At 48.3% G+C, this 22356-nt stretch carries 17 protein-coding genes; 13 read left to right on the top strand and 4 right to left on the bottom strand.

The window, feature by feature from the left end; all coding sequences use genetic code 11:
- Window positions 1-123: 123 nt before the first annotated feature.
- Window positions 124-1416, top strand: coding sequence for a metal-dependent hydrolase family protein (locus tag DU002_RS00380; RefSeq protein ID WP_114336370.1), 1293 nt, complete (start codon window positions 124-126; stop codon window positions 1414-1416).
- A gap of 153 nt (window positions 1417-1569) precedes the next feature.
- On the top strand, window positions 1570-2733 hold the full coding sequence (gene chrA / locus DU002_RS00385) for a chromate efflux transporter (RefSeq protein WP_114336371.1): 1164 nt from the start codon (window positions 1570-1572) through the stop codon (window positions 2731-2733).
- A 96-nt stretch (window positions 2734-2829) separates the two neighbouring features.
- Here the strand turns inward: chrA and DU002_RS00390 are convergent, their stop codons facing one another.
- A complete protein-coding gene (locus DU002_RS00390; protein ID WP_114336372.1) occupies window positions 2830-3363 on the bottom strand; it encodes a DUF2058 domain-containing protein in 534 nt (177 codons plus the stop codon).
- Window positions 3364-3580: 217 nt separating this feature from the next.
- Between DU002_RS00390 and DU002_RS00395 the strand changes: the two genes are divergently transcribed.
- From DU002_RS00395 to DU002_RS00405, 3 genes are all read left to right on the top strand, one after another.
- The gene (locus DU002_RS00395) at window positions 3581-3910 is read left to right on the top strand and encodes a hypothetical protein (protein ID WP_114336373.1); all 330 of its coding nucleotides are present in this window, start codon (window positions 3581-3583) and stop codon (window positions 3908-3910) included.
- Between the two features lie 224 nt (window positions 3911-4134).
- Window positions 4135-4419, top strand: coding sequence for a DUF3081 family protein (locus tag DU002_RS00400; RefSeq protein WP_158537911.1), 285 nt, complete (start codon window positions 4135-4137; stop codon window positions 4417-4419).
- Window positions 4382-5092 carry an HAD family hydrolase gene (locus DU002_RS00405; RefSeq protein WP_233496354.1) on the top strand — a complete coding sequence of 237 codons (711 nt, stop codon included), beginning with the start codon at window positions 4382-4384 and terminating at the stop codon, window positions 5090-5092. The genes DU002_RS00400 and DU002_RS00405 overlap by 38 nt, the downstream gene beginning before the upstream one ends.
- A 40-nt stretch (window positions 5093-5132) precedes the next feature.
- Here DU002_RS00405 and DU002_RS00410 read toward each other — a convergent pair whose 3' ends face one another.
- Window positions 5133-6341: an EAL domain-containing response regulator gene (locus DU002_RS00410; protein ID WP_114336375.1), complete on the bottom strand. Its 1209-nt coding sequence runs from the start codon at window positions 6339-6341 to the stop codon at window positions 5133-5135.
- Window positions 6335-8011, bottom strand: a complete 1677-nt coding sequence (locus DU002_RS00415; protein ID WP_114336376.1) for a response regulator — start codon at window positions 8009-8011, stop codon at window positions 6335-6337. Before DU002_RS00415 ends, DU002_RS00410 begins: the two co-directional genes overlap by 7 nt.
- A gap of 141 nt (window positions 8012-8152) precedes the next feature.
- On the opposite strand from DU002_RS00415, the gene DU002_RS00420 reads away from it, so the two are divergent.
- The 4 genes from DU002_RS00420 to DU002_RS00435 all read left to right on the top strand — a co-directional run bounded on the left by DU002_RS00420 (window position 8153) and on the right by DU002_RS00435 (window position 15586).
- Complete coding sequence (locus DU002_RS00420) at window positions 8153-11734, top strand: ATP-binding protein (protein WP_158537912.1); 3582 nt, start codon at window positions 8153-8155, stop codon at window positions 11732-11734.
- Window positions 11735-11760: 26 nt separating this feature from the next.
- A complete protein-coding gene (locus DU002_RS00425) occupies window positions 11761-13131 on the top strand; it encodes a CHASE4 domain-containing protein (protein WP_158537913.1) in 1371 nt (456 codons plus the stop codon).
- A 10-nt stretch (window positions 13132-13141) separates the two neighbouring features.
- A complete protein-coding gene (locus DU002_RS00430) occupies window positions 13142-14560 on the top strand; it encodes a CHASE4 domain-containing protein (RefSeq protein WP_114336379.1) in 1419 nt (472 codons plus the stop codon).
- Window positions 14561-14872: 312 nt separating this feature from the next.
- On the top strand, window positions 14873-15586 hold the full coding sequence (locus DU002_RS00435; RefSeq protein WP_158537914.1) for a Crp/Fnr family transcriptional regulator: 714 nt from the start codon (window positions 14873-14875) through the stop codon (window positions 15584-15586).
- 80 nt (window positions 15587-15666) lie between these two features.
- On the opposite strand, the gene yfcE is transcribed toward DU002_RS00435, so the two are convergent.
- Window positions 15667-16215, bottom strand: coding sequence for a phosphodiesterase (gene yfcE / locus DU002_RS00440; protein WP_114336381.1), 549 nt, complete (start codon window positions 16213-16215; stop codon window positions 15667-15669).
- Window positions 16216-16605: 390 nt separating this feature from the next.
- Between yfcE and DU002_RS00445 the strand changes: the two genes are divergently transcribed.
- From DU002_RS00445 to DU002_RS00460, 4 genes are read left to right on the top strand one after another with little or no spacing between them, the layout of a single operon-like run.
- Complete coding sequence (locus DU002_RS00445; RefSeq protein WP_114336382.1) at window positions 16606-17286, top strand: ABC transporter ATP-binding protein; 681 nt, start codon at window positions 16606-16608, stop codon at window positions 17284-17286.
- Between the two features lies 1 nt (window position 17287).
- Window positions 17288-19852 carry an ABC transporter permease gene (locus tag DU002_RS00450; RefSeq protein ID WP_158537915.1) on the top strand — a complete coding sequence of 855 codons (2565 nt, stop codon included), beginning with the start codon at window positions 17288-17290 and terminating at the stop codon, window positions 19850-19852.
- Complete coding sequence (locus tag DU002_RS00455) at window positions 19849-21078, top strand: lipocalin-like domain-containing protein (RefSeq protein ID WP_114336384.1); 1230 nt, start codon at window positions 19849-19851, stop codon at window positions 21076-21078. The genes DU002_RS00450 and DU002_RS00455 overlap by 4 nt, the downstream gene beginning before the upstream one ends.
- Window positions 21078-22352 (top strand): PQQ-dependent sugar dehydrogenase, encoded by a 1275-nt coding sequence (locus DU002_RS00460; RefSeq protein WP_114336385.1) that lies wholly within the window; start codon window positions 21078-21080, stop codon window positions 22350-22352. Before DU002_RS00455 ends, DU002_RS00460 begins: the two co-directional genes overlap by 1 nt.
- Window positions 22353-22356: the final 4 nt, after the last annotated feature.

The raw sequence follows: 22356 nt of genomic DNA on the forward strand, positions 1-22356 counted from the left end.
GCGTATAAGTCATTCATTTTGATAGTTTCATTGCTGTTAGGTTGGCCAGTGGTGATCACTTTTGCCAATCAATACGCAAGAGGGGATACTGTTAGCGTGAAAATAATAATAGGAATAAAACTCATGGGATTACGTCGGCTGTTTGTTTTTGTTGCTAGCTGTTTTGTTACGTTAAACGTAGTGGCTCAAACCTCCGTGCTGCATGTGGGGGAAGTGTTGGCGGTGCCTGGTGAATCACCGCTTAAGCAACAAACCATTGTCATTAGTGATGGCGTGATCACCGATATGCAATCGGGTTACATAGAGCCGTCCAAGTTTGATGCGGATGCTGTTTATATTGACCTCAAGCAACAGTTCGTTTTGCCCGGCCTGATGGATATGCATGTTCATCTCCAAGGTGAGCTGGGGCCGAAAAATGATTCGGAAATGCTCAAAATGTCTAATCCATTGATGCAGATGCGCTCTTATATGTTCGCTATGCGCACGCTCAATGCGGGTTTTACTACGGTGCGAGATGTGGGCTCCAGTGGCCAAGAGATGTACGCCATGCGTGATGCCATCAACAAGGGCTGGATCGATGGTCCACGTATTATTGCTGCCGCGTTTGTGGGGATCACGGGAGGGCATGCAGATATTAGCGGCATTAAACCTGAGTTTATGGAATTCCTGGATGAACAGAATCATACCATTTGCGATGGCCCTTACGATTGCCGACGGGCAACTCGTCATGCCATTAAGTATGGGGCAGACTGGATAAAGATAACATCTACTGGCGGTGTGCTGACTGACCGTGCCACCGGCACTGGGCAGCAGATGGAGATGGATGAGTTGCAAGAGGTGGTATTAGCCGCCAAGCGCATGGGGCGTAAAGTGACCAGTCATGCCCACCAAGAAGATGGCATTATCGCTGCATTGCAGGCGGGTGTTGCCAGTATTGAACACGGTACTTATACCAGTGATAGTGCTATCCAACTGTTCAAACAGTCCGGGGCCTATCTCGTGCCTACATTGTTGGCGGGCGACACCGTGGTGCAGATGGCAAATAACACCGATGTGCTGAGTGAAGCGCAAAAAGCCAAAGCTCTCAAAGTTGGGGCTGATATGCAGGGTAACTTCGCCAAAGCGTATAAAGCGGGGGTCAAGATCGCCTTTGGTACTGACAGTGGTGTATCTAAGCACGGCATCAATGCGCAAGAGTTTTTGTTGATGCACAAGGCAGGCATGTCTCCGATGGAGGCGATTGAAACGGCCACTGTTAATGCCGCGGCACTGATCGACATGAGTGACACTTTGGGCACGATTGCTGTGGGTAAACAGGCAGATATCATCGCGGTAGATGCTTCGCCACTCGATAACCTAGAAGAGTTATTGGATGTCGATTTTGTAATGAAAGGCGGTAAGGTGATCAAGCAGTAGCCGTTAACAACGCTCAATCGCACAATAAAAAACGCACTTCGGTGCGTTTTTTATGTTCAGCGGGTGGGCTTATTTATCTGGCCTTGCCGTTGTCATGCCACTGTCATCTTGTTGTCATAAATTGTTTGCGGTTCTTTCGACTGAACGTTCATTATGTTGCATATTTTCCGACACTTCTTTTTGCTTGGGCTGACCAGTTTTGGCGGGCCCGCCGCTCACTTAGGCTATTTTCATCGTCTATTTGTTGTAAAGCTTGGGTGGCTTGATGAAGCCGCCTACGCACGTTTGGTTGCACTTAGTCAGTTTTTGCCTGGGCCCGGCTCCAGCCAAGTGGGTTTCGCTATAGGCTTAAAGCGTGGGGGGCTTATTGGTGGATTGATCGCCTTCACCGCCTTTACCTTACCTTCATTTCTAGTCTTATTAATACTTGCTGTGCTGGCGGCACAATTTGAACAAAATAGCTATTTGTTGGCGGCGATCCATGGCTTAAAACTGCTTGCCGTTATTGTGGTGGCCGATGCGACGATGAAAATGTTCAATAGCTTTTGCAAATGCAAAGTAACTGCGGGCTTGTGTGTTTTTACCTCGGTGGTGTTACTGCTGATGCCTGGGTTATGGGCCCAGTGTGGGGTACTTGTCATCGCGGCGACTATTGGTGCTATTGCACTACGCCAGTCTGATGTTGATACCAGCGCAGCAGCCTCGCGTACTGTAGCTGTGCCACCGCGTTGGTGGGCTTTGCTACTGTTTGCAGCCCTGTTTTTAATATTGCCACTGCTGAGTCAAGATCATCTGTGGTTGGCTCTGTTCAGTGACTTCTTCCAAGCGGGCAGTTTGGTGTTCGGCGGTGGGCATGTTGTGCTGCCGCTGTTGCAGGTGACGGTTGGCGACAGTTTAAGTCAGTCGCAGTTTCTTACCGGCTATGCTGCTGCGCAGGCCGTTCCTGGACCAATGTTTACCCTGGCTACCTACTTAGGTGCCATGGTGATACCCAGTGCTCCTGTCGTCGGCGCAATTGTCGCCACTTTGGGGGTGTTCATGCCGGGGTTGTTGTTGATGCTGGCGCTGCATAACAGTTGGGAAGCAATGGCAAGACGCCCGCTGTTGGCTGGCGTGATTGCGGGGATAAATGCCGCCGTCGTTGGCTTACTGTTGGCGGCACTGTATCAACCGGTATTTAGTAGTGCGGTCGGCTCTGCGGTGGATTTTGCCTGGGTGGTGGTCGGTTTCTTTCTGTTGAATAAGGTAAAGATGCCCGTGTTCGCTTTGGTAGTGCTAAGTGCAGGGGTAGGGTTGGCTTTGTCGCTGGTCGGCTAATTGTTGGAAAAAACAGATGTTCCCAACCTAAAAAGCTCAATCTTAATTATTGCTGAGCCTAAGGTCGGGGATCTGACTTCTATTGGGTGGAAAGCATTACCACATCAGATCGTCTGGGATCTGGAAGTCAGCATAAGGATCTTCTTCATCGGTTTCAGGCGCCGCGCTCTGGTCTGCGCAATAGATGACATAGCTTTCATCGCGCTGGCGGATCTTATCGGCAGCTGCCGTCGGGATAAGCTTGTAGCTTTCATCCAGTTTGACGATAGTTAAACGACCCAAAGTGACTTGCTTGTGGGTGGCTGCGTCAGTGTATAGGCGTTTCACCTTGGTACCGTCGGTGAAATTATAAGCAATGTCACCATTATCTGTCGCCACAGTATTGGTTTCTATAATTTGTCGGATCTGCGCGGTGATCGCTTTTTGTTCCGCCTCGAGCTTGCGTTGTTGGTTTAGCTCGCGGTCTTTGGCTAACTTCTCTTGCTTCGCTTGTTCAGCTAACTGCTTTGATTCGGCGGTTTCTACCTTTTTACTTTTGCGTTGCTGATGTTTCTGCTTATTAATTTTCAGCGCTTTTTTCTTGTCGGCCAAGCCGGCCTTGAGTAGTTGTTCCTGAAGCGACAGCGCCATGGAATACCTCATTTAATTGAATAGAGAATGCAGCCTGAGTGCTACTCAGGCTGCAAATTAGTGGCATTTTATAGGATGCTGCGGTTACGGTCATCCCTGTGTTTTAGATATGTCGGTGTAGTTAGCTTTTAGCGTGAAGAAATTATGCAATAAAAACATAACTCTGTGAGGTTGTTTCCTATACTAATCAACAGTACTCATCAAGGAAGCATCAATCATGATCATAGAGCGCGTTAAACAGATTACTTCTAAACTTATCTTTGTCACCTTGTCACTCATCTTCGCTTTGGCCTCTTTCGGTTGTATGCAGCAGGAGATGGTTGGCGGCCCTTGTGAGTATCGATCGGAACAGGTTGCTGCCGTAGTCGATAAATTGCAGGACGAATATGTTTTGATGATGCATGAAGAAGATGATTTTGTTTATGCCGTTGATTATGGCTTATTCGATGGTAAGCCGACGCTCGGTGATCGATATATGTTAGCGATCGAAGTGATAACATCTGGCACCTGCACACCTTATGTGGTTCAGTCTGCGACAAAATCCTGAACCTCGTGATGTAGCGGGAATGACAGCCACCTTTATCATTCTAACTCTTCTAACCGCTGCTTTATCGTGAGTTGGCCACTGGCGTTAACCCGTTTGCTGTGGCGGTTATGATCTTAATCTCTTTCACTGTCGTTCAAAGACTGATAGCCGACAGTTGGCTCTGGTTACTTACTTGGGCTGAACAGCTTTAGGCTGGGTTGAGTCAGCTTTTGTTGGAGGTGAAGGTGAGAAATGAACTCGATATTCATCAATGTTTAAGGGTGTTTGATAAGGTACGCCGCCACGGTGTAAAAACGGAGAGTGGGCACCACTTCCAAGGGCTCACCGCGTCGTCTGATTTTGATGGTTATACTGCATTTCTTAGTTCTAACGACGTCACGCTGACGCTCTTCTTTCATAACAAATATGATTTGGACTACCGTCAGCATGGAGATGTCGATGCATTTGTAAAGTTGTTGTCGGTGATCGACCATGCAGCGAATAGTGAGCTTGTCGATGGCCGAGTGTAGTAACATAGAGATGCCGCTCTCTGATGCAGGGCGTGTTTTTTATGGAGAGGACAGAGTGATCTGTAGCGATAAGCGTTCGCCTAGACAGCTGTTGGCAGATATCAAAGGGGTCATTTTTGATCTGGATGGTACCCTAGTTGAATCCTCACTGAACTTTGCTCAGATAAGACAAGATATTGGCTGCCCAGAGGGCCATGATCTACTGGAATTTGTCGATGCTATCGTTTGTAACCACCAGCGTACGCAAGCCTCTCTCAAGATCCAGCAGCATGAATTGGCTGATGCAGCGCAGGCTCGATGGCTTCCTGGTGCCAAACAGTTAGTTGAACATTTGTGTTTTCGTACCATTCCTCAGGCGATTGTTACGCGCAACTTTCAGCAAGCTGCGGCGATGAAAGTGGAACGCAATAGTATCCCCATTGAACGCATTGTAACGCGAGAAGATGCACCGCCTAAACCCGATCCCAGTGGCTTGATTGCGATAGCAAATGAATGGCAGATTGCGGTCAGTGACATTCTGTATGTCGGTGACTTTCTCTATGACATTCAAGCGGCGCAACGGGCAGGGATGGTATCGTGTTTATATGCACCGGCAGCGATCCCTGATTACGCAAAACACGCTGACATGATCTGCCATGATTTTGATCTGTTAACGGCGGCATTTGCAGTTTAACTGGTTTTGACTCTTTGAAAGAGAACATAGCTTTCATTTGTTAGATATGTTTTTTCGCCCAACTGACAAACTCCTGTTTCGGCATCGCTTTAGCGTAGTGAAACCCTTGCAACACATCACACCCCATTTTTTGCAGCATTTCTACGTGTTCATAGGTTTCCACACCTTCTGCGACGCTGGTGAGATTGAGGTTTTTTGCTAGTAACAGTGACGACTCAACCGCAGCACGGTGGCGACCGCTGACTAACATCTGTTGGACGAAAAATTGGTCTATTTTCAGTTCGGTAAATGGGCTGGTCAATAATTGGATCATGGAGGAATGCCCGGTACCAAAATCGTCCAATGAAACGCCAACACCATTGAGCCGTAAGCGACTCATTGTGTCTAATGAGCGGGCCAAATGTGGACAGATCTCAGTTTCAGTGACTTCAAGTATGAGTCTATTGGCAGGTAAGTTGTGTTCTTCCAGCAGACTAAAAACCATATCCGCAAAGCTGAGCTCTACTAGATCCGACGGTGCGACATTGACAGACACATGACATTCGAGTCCTTGTGAGTGCCATTCTGCGCAGGCTTTAATACTCGATGTGAGTACTTGTTGGGTCAATTTGTGGGTTAGTCCCAACTGAAAGATCCGGTTAAGAAATTTATCCGGGGTCAGCATGCCTGTGTCCGGCTTTATCCAGCGTATTAGTGCTTCTGCGCCAATGACTCGTCCTGTTTTGGCACAAATGTGGGGTTGGAAAAAAGGCTGCATCTGGCCGTTATCAATCGCCGATAACAGTTCGCTGTCGTTGAGCGTCAGTGATGGATTAACGGGCTGCTCAATTGAACGCTGAGTCAGCTCTGTCAATAAGGTGGCAAGCTGTTGAAAATGAACAGGCTTGCGTAGCTGGGTTACATTGCGAAGACCATAAGACATCGCCATCTGTTTGACGGATTCTATGACATCCTTCGTCGCTGCGCTGACAAGTGCAATATGAGATGAGACTTCGCGCTGAGCCAGCGTACGTAAAAACTCAACGCCATCCATTTCGGGCATATTCAGGTCACACAAAATCAAGGACGGGTCATCAATGGCGTCAAGCATCGCCAATGCTTCCTTACCGTTCCCTGCAACACTGATTCGCCCGCTGAACAGGTTGGATGCCATCCTCACCAAGAGGCTTCGCTGAAACTGATCATCTTCAATAATCAGTATCGACGATTCGGCTTCATTATTCGGGACTGCTACTTGATGGCTTAACATTTGTTTGCAAACTCCAATTCGCGGATCTGTAATTGCGACGCAAGTATTTGGCTGGCTCGTTGAAATTCAGCTGAATAGATAGCTGATGTGTCTAACAGCAGGTCTCGGCAACGTACCGCGAGCTCGCCCACGGCGTTCTTGCTCCAGCCCATTGGCCATGCTTTGGTAAGACAAACCATCAAGGTTTTGGGTATATCAGGATCGGCGCGATTTAGTTCCAACGCCTGTGCTAAATAGCCGGCGGCACGTTCGTAGTTGCCGTCTTTTATCTGTACTAAGCTTGATTCGCGCAGTCGGGTTGCCTTTTCCGCCATCTCTTCAACTCTTGCGCGCCAGCCAGATATGTAGCGAAGAAAGCAGATATAGGCGACGTTTTGTTTATCTTTCGCTAGGCCCTCGCTCACTGACGTCATTAGCGCGTTGTAGCTTTTGGCATTACTTAGCAGCAATTGCACTTTAGCCAGTTCGATCATCTCATGTTGTTCGGACTGGTAATTGTCTAACTCTTTGATTGTTGTATGATACTCTGCGAGACAGCTCCGCGCTTTACCTACATAACCCCGTAAAGCGTTAGCGCGAGCCAAAAACAGTAACTCCATCGGTTTATACTGATTGCGTTGGAAGTTACTGCGCCATTCGCGACACTGCTCTGCAAAGCGTGACAGCAGTTTTGTTCTTTCGGCTGCTTCGCTTAGCTGTGCGTTATCCAGTGTCAGCGAAGCATTCAGCTGATGTATCTCAAGGGTTTCTCTGAAAGAGTGCTTAGATCTCAGCAAGGCTTGCTGGATATTCTGACTGGCGATGACGGGAGTAAACATGCCCATGGCTACCTGCGCCCTTAATTGATAACGGTTGACCTGTTTTGGTGACTGATTGATGGCAGCATCCAGTTTTTCGGCAGCGGCACTGAATTGGTGCTGTTGAATGAGTACGTTAGCGCTCATATCCATTGCTGCCGCGCAGAGGATGGGATCTTTTTCAATCGGCTCAAGTAGTGCTAGACAAGTTTTGTACTGCTTTTGCTTCATCGCAATGGTGGCCAAAGCCATGGCCACCTGACCTTTTTCCGAGCCATTTCTTAGTGCGATTAACTGGTTTCTTGCTTCATCGAGCTTGTTGTGCTTTATCAGTGCTTTAGCCTTTATCAGCTGGGCACTGGTAGCCATTTCGCTCGCTTTGAATATCTCCTCATCTGCCTGTTGAACTGCGGCCTCATAGTCACCTTTTGCGTAACTTTCGAGTAATCCGCCTAGCTTTCGTTTACGCCGAGCCATTTTGGGTAAACGCTCACCTAGGGTGACAAAATTAAGCGGTTTAACCAGGTATCCATCAGGTTCTAACTCGGCAAAGCTTCTTACGACCGGTGCTGAGGCATCGCCAGTTACAATCACCACAACACAGTCAGCAGGTAAATGACCGTCATGCAATATTTCATCAAGTAATTGGTGGCCGTTGGTCTTATTACCTAGGTTGTAATCACACATCACCAGCTGTAATTGCTTTGTTTTTGCAACGGTGAGCGCGCTCGCCGCATCTTTTGCGACAAGTAGTTGTTCATTATGGAATCCCAATTTTTGCAGCATGCCTTTTGCCGCGGTGCGGTACATAGGGCAATCGTCCACGATGAGAACGGGCCTGGTTCTATCGAAGAGGTTAATTAGTGTGCTCATGGCTTGTCCTGCTTGGGTGATGATGGGACGTATTATGAAGCGGTCGATCGTGCTTATCTGTTCCCAACGGAACAGAGGCGGTTAAAAAGTAGGCATATCATGTCGCCTTACTATTCGCAGAGAAGAAGAGAAAGGCTGGCTATGACGAACCTTTGGCAGAGATACTTAGCTGTATTCACCGTCACACTATTACTGGGAATCTCCACTCAGAATTTTGTTCAGGCACAGCCTAAGTCGGGTGTCTCTTATGCCGACGACTTGCCACATATTACGGTTGCGGTTCCTATGGGCTCTCAGGAAGGTGAGTTAAAAGGAGGAGGGCACGACAGGGTTTTAGAATATGTGGTGGCGCTATGGCGCTATATTGGTCAGCGAGAAGGATTTGAACTGACTTTCATTCCTTTGACTATGTCAGAGGCAAGTGTTGCGTTGGAGCGAGGCGATGTGGATGTCATCGCAGCAGCCATGTATTCAGAAGCGCTGAATCAGACGGCGTACTTTAGTATTCCTTACCTGTTGGCTGATGGTGCAGTTTTTCGTCGTCACGATGTCGAAGGCGAACTAAACCTGGCTGTCCATACACCGATGTCTTTGCCGGTAGAGTTCTCATTGGTTGACCCGTCCCGCACGTCGATGAGTCGTGATTTAAATGAACTGCTAATCGATCCTGATAACGTTGATATGATCTATACCTGGTGCGCCGAGCTTTGTGCACGCCCAATGTTGCAACAGCTAGGGTTGGCTGATGACTTTATCCGTGTCCATGAAGATGTGCCTTCGTTTAGCTTCCGGGCAGCTGTATCGCGCCGCAATAGAGAGTTGGCACTGGTTATTAATCGCGGGTTAAGAAGTATCGATCGCAACAGTGCAAAGAGGTTGTGGCAGCGACACATGGGCGACACATTGGTCTCCTTTACGCCATTAATTGGCCAGTTTGTCACGCCTGTGTCTGATGCCCAGCAAAACTACTTGATTGATCATCCTGTTGAGACTATCGGCCTGGGTGATGACGGCTACCCGCCCTATAGTATTGTCGGCGATTTTTATGCGTCGGGCTTCTCAATCGAACTGATTAAGATCATTAGCCGCCGCGTGGGTTTTGAGGTGAGGTCAGAGACCTATGGTTCGTTTGAAAATGCGCTAGATGAATTGAAAAAAAATCGCTACAGCATATTCCCACACATGTATCAAACAGCGGAGCGGAGTGAAAGCCTGCTTTTTACGTCTCCGATTGATGCCGCAAGTGGAACGGTATTTAGTCGCGATAATTTCCCGCTGGAAACAATCGCAGAACTCGATGGGCATCGGATCGCCGTGGTCAAAGGATTTCATGATACCTATTTATTGGAGCAGACGTTAAAAGAAGCAGAGTTTGTCTATATAAAGGGGATATCTGAAGCTTTAATCGCGGTATCGGAAGGGTACGCAGATGCGTTTTTTGGTAAAGATCTGAGCACCGTATATGCGATAAATAGGTTGGGGTTAACCAATTTAGAGGCGCGTCAGGACAGTACTTTTGATATGCAGTTGATGGAAAGGATGAGCGTCAGTAAGCAGCGCCCTGAGCTTGCGGACCTTCTTGAATTCTCATTGAATTCGCTTTCTGAAGTTGAGCAAGCTGAGTTGTCTAGACGTTGGACACGGAATCGCTTTGAAGTGGGTACCGACAATCGCGAGATGATCCGTGACCTGTTGACCTATGGTAGTGGACTGTCTCTCTTCGTCGCTGTTGTTTTTCTCTACCAGCGCCGCCAGATCTCCCGCCGTCGCCAAGCACAACTGCACCTGGAAAAAGCGTTAGCCACAGCTGAGTTGGCAACGTCAGAAGCGACGCAGTCTGCGCGAGCCAAGACAGACTTCTTAGCACGCATGAGCCACGAAATACGTACCCCGATGAATGGTGTGTTGGGCATGGCTGAAGCATTGTCATTTACCCGATTAAGTGATGATCAAAAAGACTTACTGAGCACGCTGAATGGATCCGCCCGCAACCTGATGGCGCTGCTCAACGATGTGCTCGACTTTTCCAAAATGGATGCGGGGCAGCTGAAATTAGAAAATATTCCATTGAATCTCAATACTTGCCTGCAAAGTGCCATCGATAACTTTAGACACAAGGCTATTTCAGCTGATTTGAGGTTAGGGCTGCGCTTGGATCCGGGATTGGCCAGTCAATACTACGGTGATCCAACGCGTTTGATGCAGGTGGTTAATAACCTGGTCTCTAATTCAATCAAATTCACTGCGCAAGGGTTTGTGGAAATATCAGCACAGCTGATTGCTGTCGATGAGAAAGACCACTTTAAACACGTTATTCGCATTGACGTACGAGACAGTGGTATTGGGATCCCGGAGGACAAGTTAGACACGTTGTTTAATCCGTTTGTACAAGCAGAAGGTGATACCACGCGCCGGTTTGGTGGCTCTGGTCTGGGCTTGAGTATCTGCAAAGAGATCATTGAGGTGATGGGGGGACAGATCCAAGTAGCGTCGATAGTTGGTCGAGGTAGCTTGTTCTCTATTGATCTAACCCTGCAAGCGATGGAAGCGGGCATTGAGGATAATTCGCCTGTTGAGCTGGCGTCTCTATTTGATGCCACACCTAACGACGTTGATGTTTCCGTGTTGAAGGTTTTGGTAGCGGAAGATAACAAAGTGAACCTTAAGGTGATCTCTGGGCAGTTGGCACGGCTGGGTATTGATGCAGACACTGCAGAAAATGGCTTGATTGCTTATCAAATGTATCAGCAGAAGCACTATGACTTGGTGTTGTCGGATTGCCATATGCCTGAGATGGACGGCTTCGCTCTGGCAGCGAAGATATCTGAGGAGCGTGACGGCGAGGTGCCCTATCTGATCGCTGTCACCGCAGATGCTCAAAGTGGTGCTGCAGAGAAGTGTTACGCGGCGGGGTTTGATAGTTACATCTCAAAACCTTGTCCGGCAGAAGTGTTGGAGGCGAAATTAGCTGAGGCAGTTAGGCATATGGCACAAGACTCAGCGCAGCTGATGACACCTGCTGATCCGTCACCCTTTGTGATGCAAGAAGATGCAGCGCAGTTTCCATCACTGCCAACCACTCCTGTGGATGAGGTGGCGCAGTCGGAGTTTGGCTGGATAGGTGAGGCTGCTATCGACGAAGAGGATAGCTTGGTTGAGCTCGATGATGATCTAGCTGTTTTTGCCGCAACATTGTCGGAAGAGGGCGGTACGCAACAAAGTGTTTCAGTACTGGAAGACACCACTTTGAACGCGGGACCGAGTGAAAACGCTACCGTAAGCAAAAGTCAAAAAATGGCCAGTGTCGCCGCCCTGAAAATCAGCGATGTAGAGAACCTGCTAGATCGCGACCATGTGTTGACCCTTAGTGGCGATGATATGGAGATGGCGAAGGATGTCATGGGGGTTTATTTAGAGACCAACATGGAAGATCTCAGAGACATACAACAAGCGCTGGATGACGAAAATTACCCGCAAATAAAGGACGTTGCCCATCGCATAAAGGGCGGTGTCAGGTATTTAGGGGCGGTGCCATTGGGAGACTTGGCCCAACATATTGAGGGATTTGCACTGCAAAGACAGTCTGCTGCCGTCATCGAGTCTGTAGCTCAACTGTGCGACGGATTGATCTTACTTAGAAATGAAGTGGTGGAGTGGTTTGAAGAGCTGAATGGTGTTGGCGCTACGTCATGTCCCGAGCAAGATCTGGAGGTAGTGCAATGAGGTGGTATCGTTCGATAGAGACGCAGATGAGTGCGATATTACTAGTCGTAAGCACCGTGGTATGTGTTCTGTTGTCGGTGGGCTCTAGCTATTACATACAAAAAGAGACCCATCATTTTGAGTTGGAAGTGCTCGAAAAAATTGCCAATGCAGCCGGTTACAATATCTCAGCTCAAAGCGAAGAGCTGTCTACAGTGGTTGCTGATTGGGCCCAGTGGGACGATACCTATCAGTATCTCATTCAGCCATATCAAGCCTATCTCACTGATAATTTTAGTCAGGGAACGCTTGAGCGCTCTAAACTTGCTGGTGCCCAGTTGTATTCGGTGAATGGTGAACTTGTCGCAAGTAGTGAAGGATTTCTCGACGGCGCGAGTGGTATCAGTGTAGCGGTTGCAGGCGCTCTAGCTAGGGCTGGCGGATCCCAGGTGTCTGGGGTACTCGCTTACCGTAATACAACCCTCTTCTTTAGTGCCCATGCCGTGACAGATACCGACGCTGTTCGTCAAAGCAATGGTTGGTTAGTGATGTTTCGTCATCCAAACAGTTTACAGCTGGACCAGTTTGGACGGGCGCTAGGTGTCACCATCTCAGTTGAGCAATCGTTTAGGCCATCGGTTCCATTGGCTTTCCTGATGCGGGGGACGTTGAGCGCAAAATATCGTCACAGTATCGAAGATGCGTCTGACTTGTTAAGTGCTAGCTATTATCTGGTATTCGATAACAGCCAACTACCGATTGTTTTGAATATTGGGTCAAAGCAGCCTCTGGGATTTATGAGTTCGCTAAAGCACCTCGTGGTGCCGTTAGTCACGCTGTTTTTTGGTATGAGCGGGATCCTTGTTTTGCTATTGCGCAGTCACGTAACGCGTCCCATTGTTAATATTTGTCGCGCTTTATCTGGTCCGAAGGTTGACGCCGAAAGGTTGAAGCAGCTTGCTGCTGGACGTAATGATGAGTTCAGTCGTTTGGCATTCAGGGTGAAATCACTGTTTGACCAGGTTTACGCAAAAAACAGTTTTAATGAGTTACTGCTGGATGCCATTGGTGATGAAATTCTAACCATCAATGAAAAGGGTGAAGTGGTTTACGTTAACCCCTCGGCCAGTGAATGGTTGAGCATGCCGATGGAACAGCTTCGTGGTCAGCGCCTCGACTTCTTGCTTAATAATTGTGATGACAATGGTTCAACGGCCTTTTGGGTAAATAGTGTCTTGGCGGGAAAAAGTCTGCACCAATATTGTCGTATTCGTGTGTTAGGGCATTCTGACGAACAAACTGTTGAAGTGAAGGCACACCCGATAGCACCGAATGGTCCAGGTGACCAGGGAGGCATCTTTATCATCCGCCAGCACCTGGTTGGTATGAATGAGTATCAACGTCAGATGGTAGGGTGAGGGTCGCAGCATGAGTTGGAAAAAATCTGTAGAACGTCGTTTGCTTATCACTATCGGTGCATGTTGCTCGGTGCTGCTACTGGTCATGTCGCTGAGTACCGCTGTTTTTATGCATCTAGAGCAGCAGTCGTGGGAGAACAATAGGGTCACGAGTTTAGGTGAAATGGCGAGTGAATTAATTGAAAATCGCTATCAGCAGCTAGCAGACTTGTCTCTTAAATACGCAAAAAATGATGCGACTTATCAATACATTGAAGATGCCAGTTATGATTTTGTAGTCAGCAATCTACAGCTGGAATCGTTACGGAATTCAAGGATTGTTGGCATATTGATTCAAGATCATGAGGGCTATTTTATTAACAGTAAGAGCACCCTTAATGTCAAATTTAGCAATCTTATGACGGATGGGCTTTTGGACTTGCCATTGCAAGAGAATGACGCGCTATACCAACAAGGTGTCATGACATTCCATAATCAAATTTACCTGTTTGTTAGAGTGCCTGTGACTGATTCCACCGGTACCGCATTAACAAATGGAGCTATTACGTTAATTCGAGAGTTTGATAATGAGATGATGAAGGACATTGGTAGTGATATGGGTGCTTTCTTTAATTTGGAAGTGGTCGCGCCGTCACTCGCTTTGAAGGTGTTCGCTCACGGTTTTAACAATGAAGCGACGCTGATGAATGTGGCAAGGGAAAGAGGCAAAGTGAGAGCACATTTTAGCCTTTACCCCACGGATAACGCTTACGTATTGCAAGGTCAGATTGTTTTCGACCAGTACCAAGGTGGCTGGACTAATTTATTGTGGCTGATTGTGATTATCTTAGTCGCGTTATCTGTTGCTGTTTATTTGATGCATTATTGGCTGAAACAACAGATCACCTTACCTGTACAAGAGCTGGTTAAGCACTTGGGCGAAAAACAATCGGTGGCCGATCCGTACCGCCCCATCATTAGCCATCGAGAAGATGAATTTGGTGCACTTTCAGCGCAAATTAATCGTGTGTTTAGCCTGTTGTATCAACAACACACGTTTAACCGCGTTCTTTTTGATGCTATCGGTGAAGCGATTGTTACTGTCGATTTCCAAGGGCGACTGACTTTCGCGAATCCTGCCGCCGTGTCATTTTTTGGTTTGGACGAATCACTCTTGTTACAGCAAAGACTCGACTTTTTGATCTCTAACCAAACGGTTGATTCACCTTGTGCCACTTCAATGGTTCGGAAGATCACGCAGCATGGTGAACATATTGATTTAGCCTGTCAGTTACGGGTGCTATCAAATAATGAAAAGGTTATTAGCACCGTCATTTGTGGGCATCCTATGCAACTGGATGATGATACTGCGATGGGAGCTGTTTTCATTATTCGCATAGTTAAGTCGCATGCTGTAGAGACTAAGACGGCGTCCTATTCAGCTGCTTAAGTCATTGGTTACATAGATTTTCTGTGTTCATCTAGATTGTTGGTGGGTAATTGTTTCGGTGATCCGTTATTTTTCTGGGGTGAGTACTACGGATTGCCAGTGCCGCGGTCGTTCATGACCGCGTTATGCCAGCTTGTTCGTTAGCTTGGCTTGGTCACTCTATTCAATGTGACAGTTCTCATCACGCCCCTAGCCATCGCTCTTTGTTAACCACGCTAACTGCTTGGTGAAATTTATATTATTCAGTCTATTACGTTGCTATAACCCGACTATACTTTGCGTTAATTGCGAATGTATTGTGAGGGAAGCGTATTGACTACCGGTGAAATCGGCGCAATTGAATGGCCATGTGAACTGACTCAAGCGCTGAAAGACGCGTTAATCAGTATCGCTCAACCAACCAATCAAATTGGTGAAGCTAGCACCCACGGCGGAATATGGACTGTAAAAGGTGTTGTTTATGTGGTGAGTGGCACAGTTAAACTTTGCCTTATGTCACAAGATGCGTCCAACCTGATGGGGGCGCTAATGGGACCGCACGATTGGGTTGGTGCAGCATCTGTCGATAACGATACAAACTTTTCTGTTTACGTTGAAGAAGTTGAACCCGTGCAGCTTTTGTATTTTCCTGCGAATCTTGTTCAGAAATTGTGTATTGAAAAGCCTGAATGCTACAAATGGTTGTTTCATTGCATAAGTCGAATGCAGCCTAAATGGTTTCAGGCAAAGCTGACATCGCTGCATGACAAAAAACTTCGGGTGGTTTATGCCCTGATGTCGCTGGCTTCAATGTCGCCAAAGATGGCAGGTGTTTTGCCAAAAATTAGAATATCACAACAGCAGCTGAGTGATGTTTGTGGTTTAAGTCGCCCCCGAGTTAATGGCGTATTAAAGAGTTTGGAAGGCGAGGGTAGCATCCAGGTTTCTCGCGGCGCGGTGCAGATCTTGGATACGGCCAAGCTGGGTCATCAACTGGATGATTTGAATCTGACCTTCCACGATCCCCGTGCAGTCGTTACGCGTTAGGCGCTTGGTCGAAAAATCGATATGTTCTGGCGTGCTGTTGTAAAAGGGCAACGTCACCGCAATCTGTTATCCGGTAATCTTTAGTTCAGCGCATCTTGCTCGATGATTTCACCGTCATCTAATCGAATGATCTTCAATGTCTTGTCGGCGTAACAGCCAAATGTTGCAGGGTGACCCTCTCTGGGCATGGTGATGGAACCCGGGTTAAAAATGCGATGGCTTGGCTGTAAATCAATTTTTGGTACATGAAAGTGGCCATAGCAAAATAGGTCGTTGTCACTTAATGCTGGCATCATGTCAGGTGAATACAGGTGACCGTGGCTGAGAAACCAGCGTCGTCCATCCAACAATAAATGGTTGTAATCGGCTGTGATAGGGAAAGCGAGTAGCGCCTGATCGACCTCGCTGTCGCAGTTTCCCCTGACGGCAATAATTCGGTCAGCGTATTGGTTCAGCAAGGCTGCAGTTGTTTGCGGATCATAACCTAAAGGCAGCGGGTTTCGCGGGCCGTGGTTGAGCAGATCGCCCAATAAAACAAGATAGTCAAATTTGCCATCAACAAAGTGTTTGAGTAGCTGTTTGGTTGCGTGGGCGCAGCCATGAATGTCTGATGCAATAAGTAATTTCATCTCGTTTCCATGCTTATCCAATTGTTGCCTGATACGCCATCATCCTGTTTATATGATCCAGCGTTCTTGGCGCCCAGAGCGTAGCAAAGGGCGATCTGGTTTAGTTTGAGTTTAGTCACTGTTGCCGATGCTTCTTGTCATTTTCAGGTTTTTTGATCACCGGAGTGCGCAAGAATTCGTAAATAAGTTCAACCATTTGTCGGTTTGTTTCGTAAGCTTGATGATAGCTACTTTGAGGCATTGGCAATGCTCCGAATGCCACCTCAATGTGAGGCTAACGATTATTCTTCGAAGAAATTTGTTGCGGGTGGATCAGGTAAACGCCGTTGTGATGTTTGCATCATTCCGCAGGATCTGTTGCTAATAGAAATAGGTTGGTGGATTTAGTTCATGCTGAAATTATCGGGCGTTTACAAAGGTTACGCTGACGTGAGTAACGGTGAACAGGAGCCAGAAAACGATTGTGTTATTCGTGGGGTGGATCTTTCGTTAGCATCAGGTAAAAGCTTGGCATTGATGGGGGCAAGTGGCTCGGGGAAAAGTACGCTACTTCATCTTATTGGCGGTATGGATCAGGTGTCGGCGGGGCAGATCCATTTCAATGATCAACGTATCGACAATGCGAATGAGCAATGCTTGAGTGCCTATCGGCGGGTCGAGCTCGGTTTTGTATTTCAACAGTTTAATTTACTGCCTACTTTGAGTGTTAGGGATAATATCGCCTTTCCTAGGCGGCTGTTGGGTTTGCCTGAACACGATGATCATACGGAAACGTTAATCTGCCGCCTGGCACTCGATGATTTGTTGGATCGTTGGCCGGATCAGCTGTCTGGTGGCCAGCAACAGCGTGTTGCAATCGCCAGGGCGTTGGCTCATCAACCCAAGTTGCTATTGGCTGATGAGCCGACCGGAAATCTCGATGATCATATGAGCCATGAAGTGATGGCACTGTTGGTTGATCTAAGCCGTCAGGCCGGCAGTGCACTGATCATGGTGACCCACAGCCGAGAGATGGCAAATTATCTTGGCTCGCAGATGCAGCTGCATGACGGTCAGCTTGAGGCGATCTGATATGTATTCTCGTGGCATCGTCGCTAAAGCGTTGTGGCAGCACTATCTGCGGCATCCGTTACAGTTAATCTTGCTGTTAGCGGGATTAGTCACGGGCGTGGTGATGGTCAATGGCGTTGCGCTGCTAAATCAAACAGCAACTGAAGATTACTTGCGTGGCGAGCAGCTACTGGGTCGTCAGGCAAGTGCTTATGTTGTCGCGGTGAGCGAGCGCCAGTTAATCCCGCAAGCGCTTTATACTCGCCTACGAAATATGGGGTTAGATAGTTTGGTGCCTGTGGTGTCGGGAACCATTACCGATGAAAGTCGGCGGCTGCTATCTATTATCGCGACGGATCCTTTAGCGTTTGCCGCTGCGGAATCAATTTCAGCATTCAGCCAAGGCCAAAATCAGGGAAGTGCAAGCGGTGGTGGATTGGCTGAGTTCATTTTGCCTCCTTATGCTATCTGGATCAGTGTCGCTCGCGCCGAGCAGTTGGGCATCCAATCAGGACAGCGATTTCAGCTTAAAGGTGGCGAAGAGAGTGCACCGGTGTTTACTAAGCAGGGGCATGGGTTAGGCCATCGTTTATGGGTCGATATCGGGTATGGGCAGCAGCTGTTATCCATGGGGGAGCAACTCTCCTATCTTGCTGTGATGGGGGGTGAGCAGCTCGACGATATTCGTGCAGCGCTGCCAGCAGGTTACAAAGTGCGACTGGCTAAAGACCCCTTAAGTTTGAAAACAATGACGCGCTCGCTACACATGAACTTAACTGCGATGGGGTTGCTGGCCTGGGTGGTCGGCGTATTTATTGTATTCAATGCGGTTACTTTTTCATTGCAAGACAGGCGACCACTGGTGAGGCAGTTACAGATGGCGGGGGTACCTAAGCCGCTTGTGATTCGATTGTTTGTGATCGAGTTTCTGCTGCTTGCCTGTGTGGCCGCATTGTTAGCCGCTCCTCTGTCTGTGGCGATGGCTGAGGGATTACTGCCGATACTCGGACGTACGCTGGACAATCTTTATGGAGTGGCGCTGTCCTATCAATCCTTTTGGCGTGCAGATGTTCTCTATCGCGCGCTCATTGTGTCTTTGGTCGGAGTCGGCTTGGCTGCTTCAGGTCCATTGTGGCAGCTCGCTTCGCATCAGCCGTTGGTTGGTGTGAGCCAGCAGTATCAGCTACGTCAGGGCAAAGCACTGCAAGCAAAGCTAGCTCTGCTTGGTGTTAGCCTGCTGATTACTGCCGCCGTCTTGGCTTGGCAATTGCCGGGTTTGCATACCGGGTTTGTGACTCTCGCCCTTCTGTTACTCGGCAGCGGTTTGCTGATCCCCTGGCTCTATTCCTTATTGCTGCAGCAGATCATGGTTGCTTTACCTCGAACGCGGCCACTGCTTGCGTGGTCTTGCAGTGAGCTTGATTGGCAGTTAGGACGCAGTCACGTTGCAATGCTGGCGCTGGTGTTAGCACTGACGGCAAATGTCGGTGTGAATACTATGGTTGGTAGTTTTCGAGACGCTGTGACAACTTGGTTGGAGCAGCGTTTAGTGGCTGATATCTATCTACGCCCGGAAGGGCGTAGCGATGAGATCATCGCTTGGTTGCAGGACAGGGATGAGGTGGCATCGTTGCTATTGCAAAAGCAGATGCGCACAGAGTTTGTTTTAGTGTCCGATAAACGTGCTGAAAATAATCAACCAATAAGGATTAACTTGCTTAGCTTGGCATCAGAACAATATGCGCGACAAGCTATCGCGCCAATACATCTGGTCGAAGACGGTTGGCAGCGCTTCGCCAATGGTGAAGGTGTGCTGATCAGCGAGCGCCTCAGTTTGTTAAATGGCCTTGAATTAGGGGATCGTATTGGTTTGCCCCTGGACTCGATTGATCAGCTTAATAACGTGAATAGTAACGCAAGCGGTGTCAGGCAGCAGATCTTTGAGGTGTTGGGGGTTTACTACGATTTTGGCAATCCGACCGGTCAGATGATGTTGGATGAGATAAGTTTTGAGCAGCATTGGCCAGGGCATCTGCTTTCGGGTATCGGTATCAAGTTGAACTCGGTTAAGGAGAAGGCTGGTATCTATGATCAGCTAGTGCATAGATTTCAGTTAAATGACCGACAGATTATTGATCAGCAACGAATGCGAGAGGTGGCGCTAGGGGTTTTTGAACAGACGTTTGTTGCTACCAAGGCATTGAATGTTTTGACCTTATTGGTTGCCGCAGCAGGTCTGGCGTGTGCATTGGTACTGCTTAATGAGCGGCGAAGATTGGCGTTGGCGGTGCTTGGTAGCTTGGGTGTGACTAAACGGGCACTGTTTCAATTGTCATTACTGCAGTGGGCAAGTGTTGGACTGATAACCGCTCTTCTATCCTTGCCTTTTGGTATCGGGCTGGCTTGGGTATTGATTAATTTACTTAATGTGTATGGATTTGGCTGGAGTTATCCGGTCACTCTGCAATGGCTGGATTATGGTTATCTTATTCTGCTTAGCACAGTGATCACCGCGCTCACCGCAATATTACCGTTGCGCCGTTTATACAAGATGGCGTTAGCCCGGCAGTTGGCAGAGGGACAATGATGGTTGGTCGATTCGGTAAGCCACGCCGCTGTGTTCAAATTCTGTTTAGCGTTTTGCTGATATTGAATGCTTGTTCGCCAGTAGAGCCTGACAGTAAAAGCAACTCCACTAAGGACGCTGGGAACTATACCCAGTTGTTGCAAGGTGGCGATACGCAGCGTTTTTTACAAGCTTTACCGGGTAAGCCGCTGCGTTTTCCGACTGATCATGGTGAGCATCCTGATTATCGTATTGAGTGGTGGTATTTGACTGCCAACCTTGAGGATGAAAGCGGTGCCCAGTATGGCGTTCAGTTCACTCTGTTCCGTTCCGCGTTGGCGCCCAGTGAAGGTGATGATGAATCGAGTGCCCTGGGTGGTGTGAAAGATAAGCCCAACGCCTGGAACAACCGACAGATCTATATGGCGCACGCGGCTCTGACAACGCCAAAGTCACATTATCATGGGGAGAAATTTGTTCGTGGTGGCGTGGGGCTGGTCGACGTGTCAGCTCAGCCGTTCATGGTTCGAATTGAGCAGTGGCAATTGGCAACGATTAATCGGCAAGCAAAGGGCTTAATGCCGCTGGTGTTACAGGTGGATACGGCACAATTTACTATAGATCTCACTATCACTGGACAAGAGCGGCCGGTGCTTCATGGGCAACAGGGGTTTAGTCAAAAACACCCTGACGCTATGGTGGGCTCCTATTACTACAGCTTGCCCCATTTAGCGCTCACGGGCGAGATCACCCTGAAGGCACCTTTGCAAGCGGATAACGATGCAGGCTTGGACCCTGAGCTTAATCCGGTTGAGAGGACGTTGACTGTAACGGGTGAAGGCTGGTTAGACAGAGAGTGGAGCAGTCAGTATTTGGCCGCAGACCAATTGGGCTGGGACTGGTTGTCACTGCATCTTGATGATGGGCGGGCACTAATGGCATTTCGCTTGCGGCAAAAAAAAGGCAAGCATTTTGTCTACGGTACACTGATTGACGCAGAGGGCAATGGAACGGCTTTAAGTGCGAATGACCTCAGCTTTCGGCCTGTTAGTTGGCAAACGGTTGATGGCAAAACACTCCCCTTGGCTTGGCGTGTGATATTGGCAGAGCACGATATTGACGTTGAAGTGGCAGCGCTGCATGGCGAACAATTTATGAAGACGCTATTTCCCTATTGGGAGGGCGTGGTGTTGTGTAAGCCAGAACAGCGCTGTCGAGGGTACTTAGAATTGACCGGGTATGAGTGATGGTAAAGGTATCTATGCAAGCGATTATGCTGGCGTTTAAAAGCCTAAGATGCGGGTGTGTCAGTGCCAAAATGGTAACGACGTTAATAGCTAGCCGTTTCTACGTTGCCAAGTTCATTGCAGCGCTGATTATCGCAATGGGAGCTCCTGCTATTGTTCAGTCAGAAATACTGAGTTCCTCAGAAGCGTCAATGCAGAAGCAAGTTCGTCAAATCCCATCGCTTATTTTGTCCCCGGTTTTTCCTGATCTAGCGTTGAATAAACCGCTTTTTCTGACCCATGCTGGTGATGGCTCTGATCGTTTATTTCTGGTTGAGCAGGGCGGAGCGATTAAGGTCGTCGCTAATGGCAGCGACGGCAGTGATGCTAAGCTATTTTTTGATATTCAAAGCGCGACAAAAAATCGATTTACCGTCAGCGACGAAGAGGGATTGCTAGGGTTAGCATTTGACCCTAACTATCGTACGAATGGTTACTTTTATGTTTACTATTCGGCGGTCTCGCCCCGGCGTTCTGTTATCTCTCGCTTCCGCGTGTCACCTGATGATCCAAATCGGTTTGAAGAAGCGAGTGAGCATATACTGCTGACGGTGGAACAAGACTATCGTAATCATAACGGCGGTATGTTGTCTTTTGGTCCAGACGATTATCTCTATGTTGGCTTAGGCGACGGCGGCAGTGCAGGTGATCCTCATCATCGGGCGCAGGACCTTGGTCAGCTTTTGGGCAAAATATTGCGGCTTGATGTGCAGGGGCGTGCCGCACCGGACAATCCTTTTGTCACGGTTGAAGGCGCACGTGATGAGATTTGGGCGTATGGCCTCCGTAATCCTTGGCGGTTTAGCTTTGATCGAAAAACGGGCGACTTATGGGCGGCAGATGTTGGCCAAAACAGTAGGGAAGAGGTAAACAAAATCGTTCGCGGGGGCAATTATGGCTGGCGCTGGTTCGAGGGCAATCACAGTTATCAGCTGGATGAGGATAGTTATAAACATAAAGTGATTATGCCTGTAGTTGACTACAGTCATCAGCTAGGACAATCGGTGACGGGTGGCTATGTGTACCGTGGTGCTCGCTTTCCACAACTGGATGGGTGGTATCTGTTTGGTGATTATGTCAGCGGTCGACTTTGGGCACTGGACACGGCTCTAGAAAAACCGTCAATGATTGCTGTTGGGCAAGTGGGACATCCCTCATCGTTCGGCGAAGACGAAGCGGGAGAGTTGTATATGGTGAGTTACGTTGGTCAGATTTATCAGCTGATGCCGGAGTGAGCCG

The organism is Corallincola holothuriorum, from assembly GCF_003336225.1.
Classification (GTDB): domain Bacteria; phylum Pseudomonadota; class Gammaproteobacteria; order Enterobacterales; family Neiellaceae; genus Corallincola; species Corallincola holothuriorum.

What these genes read in the sequence shown, in the direction of transcription:
- DU002_RS00405 (WP_233496354.1), top strand. Translation starts at nt 4,382, where the DNA reads ATGCAGCGAATAGTGAGCTTGTCGATGGCCGAGTGTAGTAACATAGAG.
- DU002_RS00380 (WP_114336370.1), top strand. Translation starts at nt 124, where the DNA reads ATGGGATTACGTCGGCTGTTTGTTTTTGTTGCTAGCTGTTTTGTTACG.
- DU002_RS00390 (WP_114336372.1), bottom strand. Translation starts at nt 3,363, where the DNA reads ATGGCGCTGTCGCTTCAGGAACAACTACTCAAGGCCGGCTTGGCCGAC.
- chrA (WP_114336371.1), top strand. Translation starts at nt 1,570, where the DNA reads ATGTTGCATATTTTCCGACACTTCTTTTTGCTTGGGCTGACCAGTTTT.
- DU002_RS00445 (WP_114336382.1), top strand. Translation starts at nt 16,606, where the DNA reads ATGCTGAAATTATCGGGCGTTTACAAAGGTTACGCTGACGTGAGTAAC.
- DU002_RS00420 (WP_158537912.1), top strand. Translation starts at nt 8,153, where the DNA reads ATGACGAACCTTTGGCAGAGATACTTAGCTGTATTCACCGTCACACTA.
- DU002_RS00430 (WP_114336379.1), top strand. Translation starts at nt 13,142, where the DNA reads ATGAGTTGGAAAAAATCTGTAGAACGTCGTTTGCTTATCACTATCGGT.
- DU002_RS00410 (WP_114336375.1), bottom strand. Translation starts at nt 6,341, where the DNA reads ATGTTAAGCCATCAAGTAGCAGTCCCGAATAATGAAGCCGAATCGTCG.
- DU002_RS00395 (WP_114336373.1), top strand. Translation starts at nt 3,581, where the DNA reads ATGATCATAGAGCGCGTTAAACAGATTACTTCTAAACTTATCTTTGTC.
- DU002_RS00455 (WP_114336384.1), top strand. Translation starts at nt 19,849, where the DNA reads ATGATGGTTGGTCGATTCGGTAAGCCACGCCGCTGTGTTCAAATTCTG.
- yfcE (WP_114336381.1), bottom strand. Translation starts at nt 16,215, where the DNA reads ATGAAATTACTTATTGCATCAGACATTCATGGCTGCGCCCACGCAACC.
- DU002_RS00415 (WP_114336376.1), bottom strand. Translation starts at nt 8,011, where the DNA reads ATGAGCACACTAATTAACCTCTTCGATAGAACCAGGCCCGTTCTCATC.
- DU002_RS00450 (WP_158537915.1), top strand. Translation starts at nt 17,288, where the DNA reads ATGTATTCTCGTGGCATCGTCGCTAAAGCGTTGTGGCAGCACTATCTG.
- DU002_RS00425 (WP_158537913.1), top strand. Translation starts at nt 11,761, where the DNA reads ATGAGTGCGATATTACTAGTCGTAAGCACCGTGGTATGTGTTCTGTTG.
- DU002_RS00460 (WP_114336385.1), top strand. Translation starts at nt 21,078, where the DNA reads ATGGTAAAGGTATCTATGCAAGCGATTATGCTGGCGTTTAAAAGCCTA.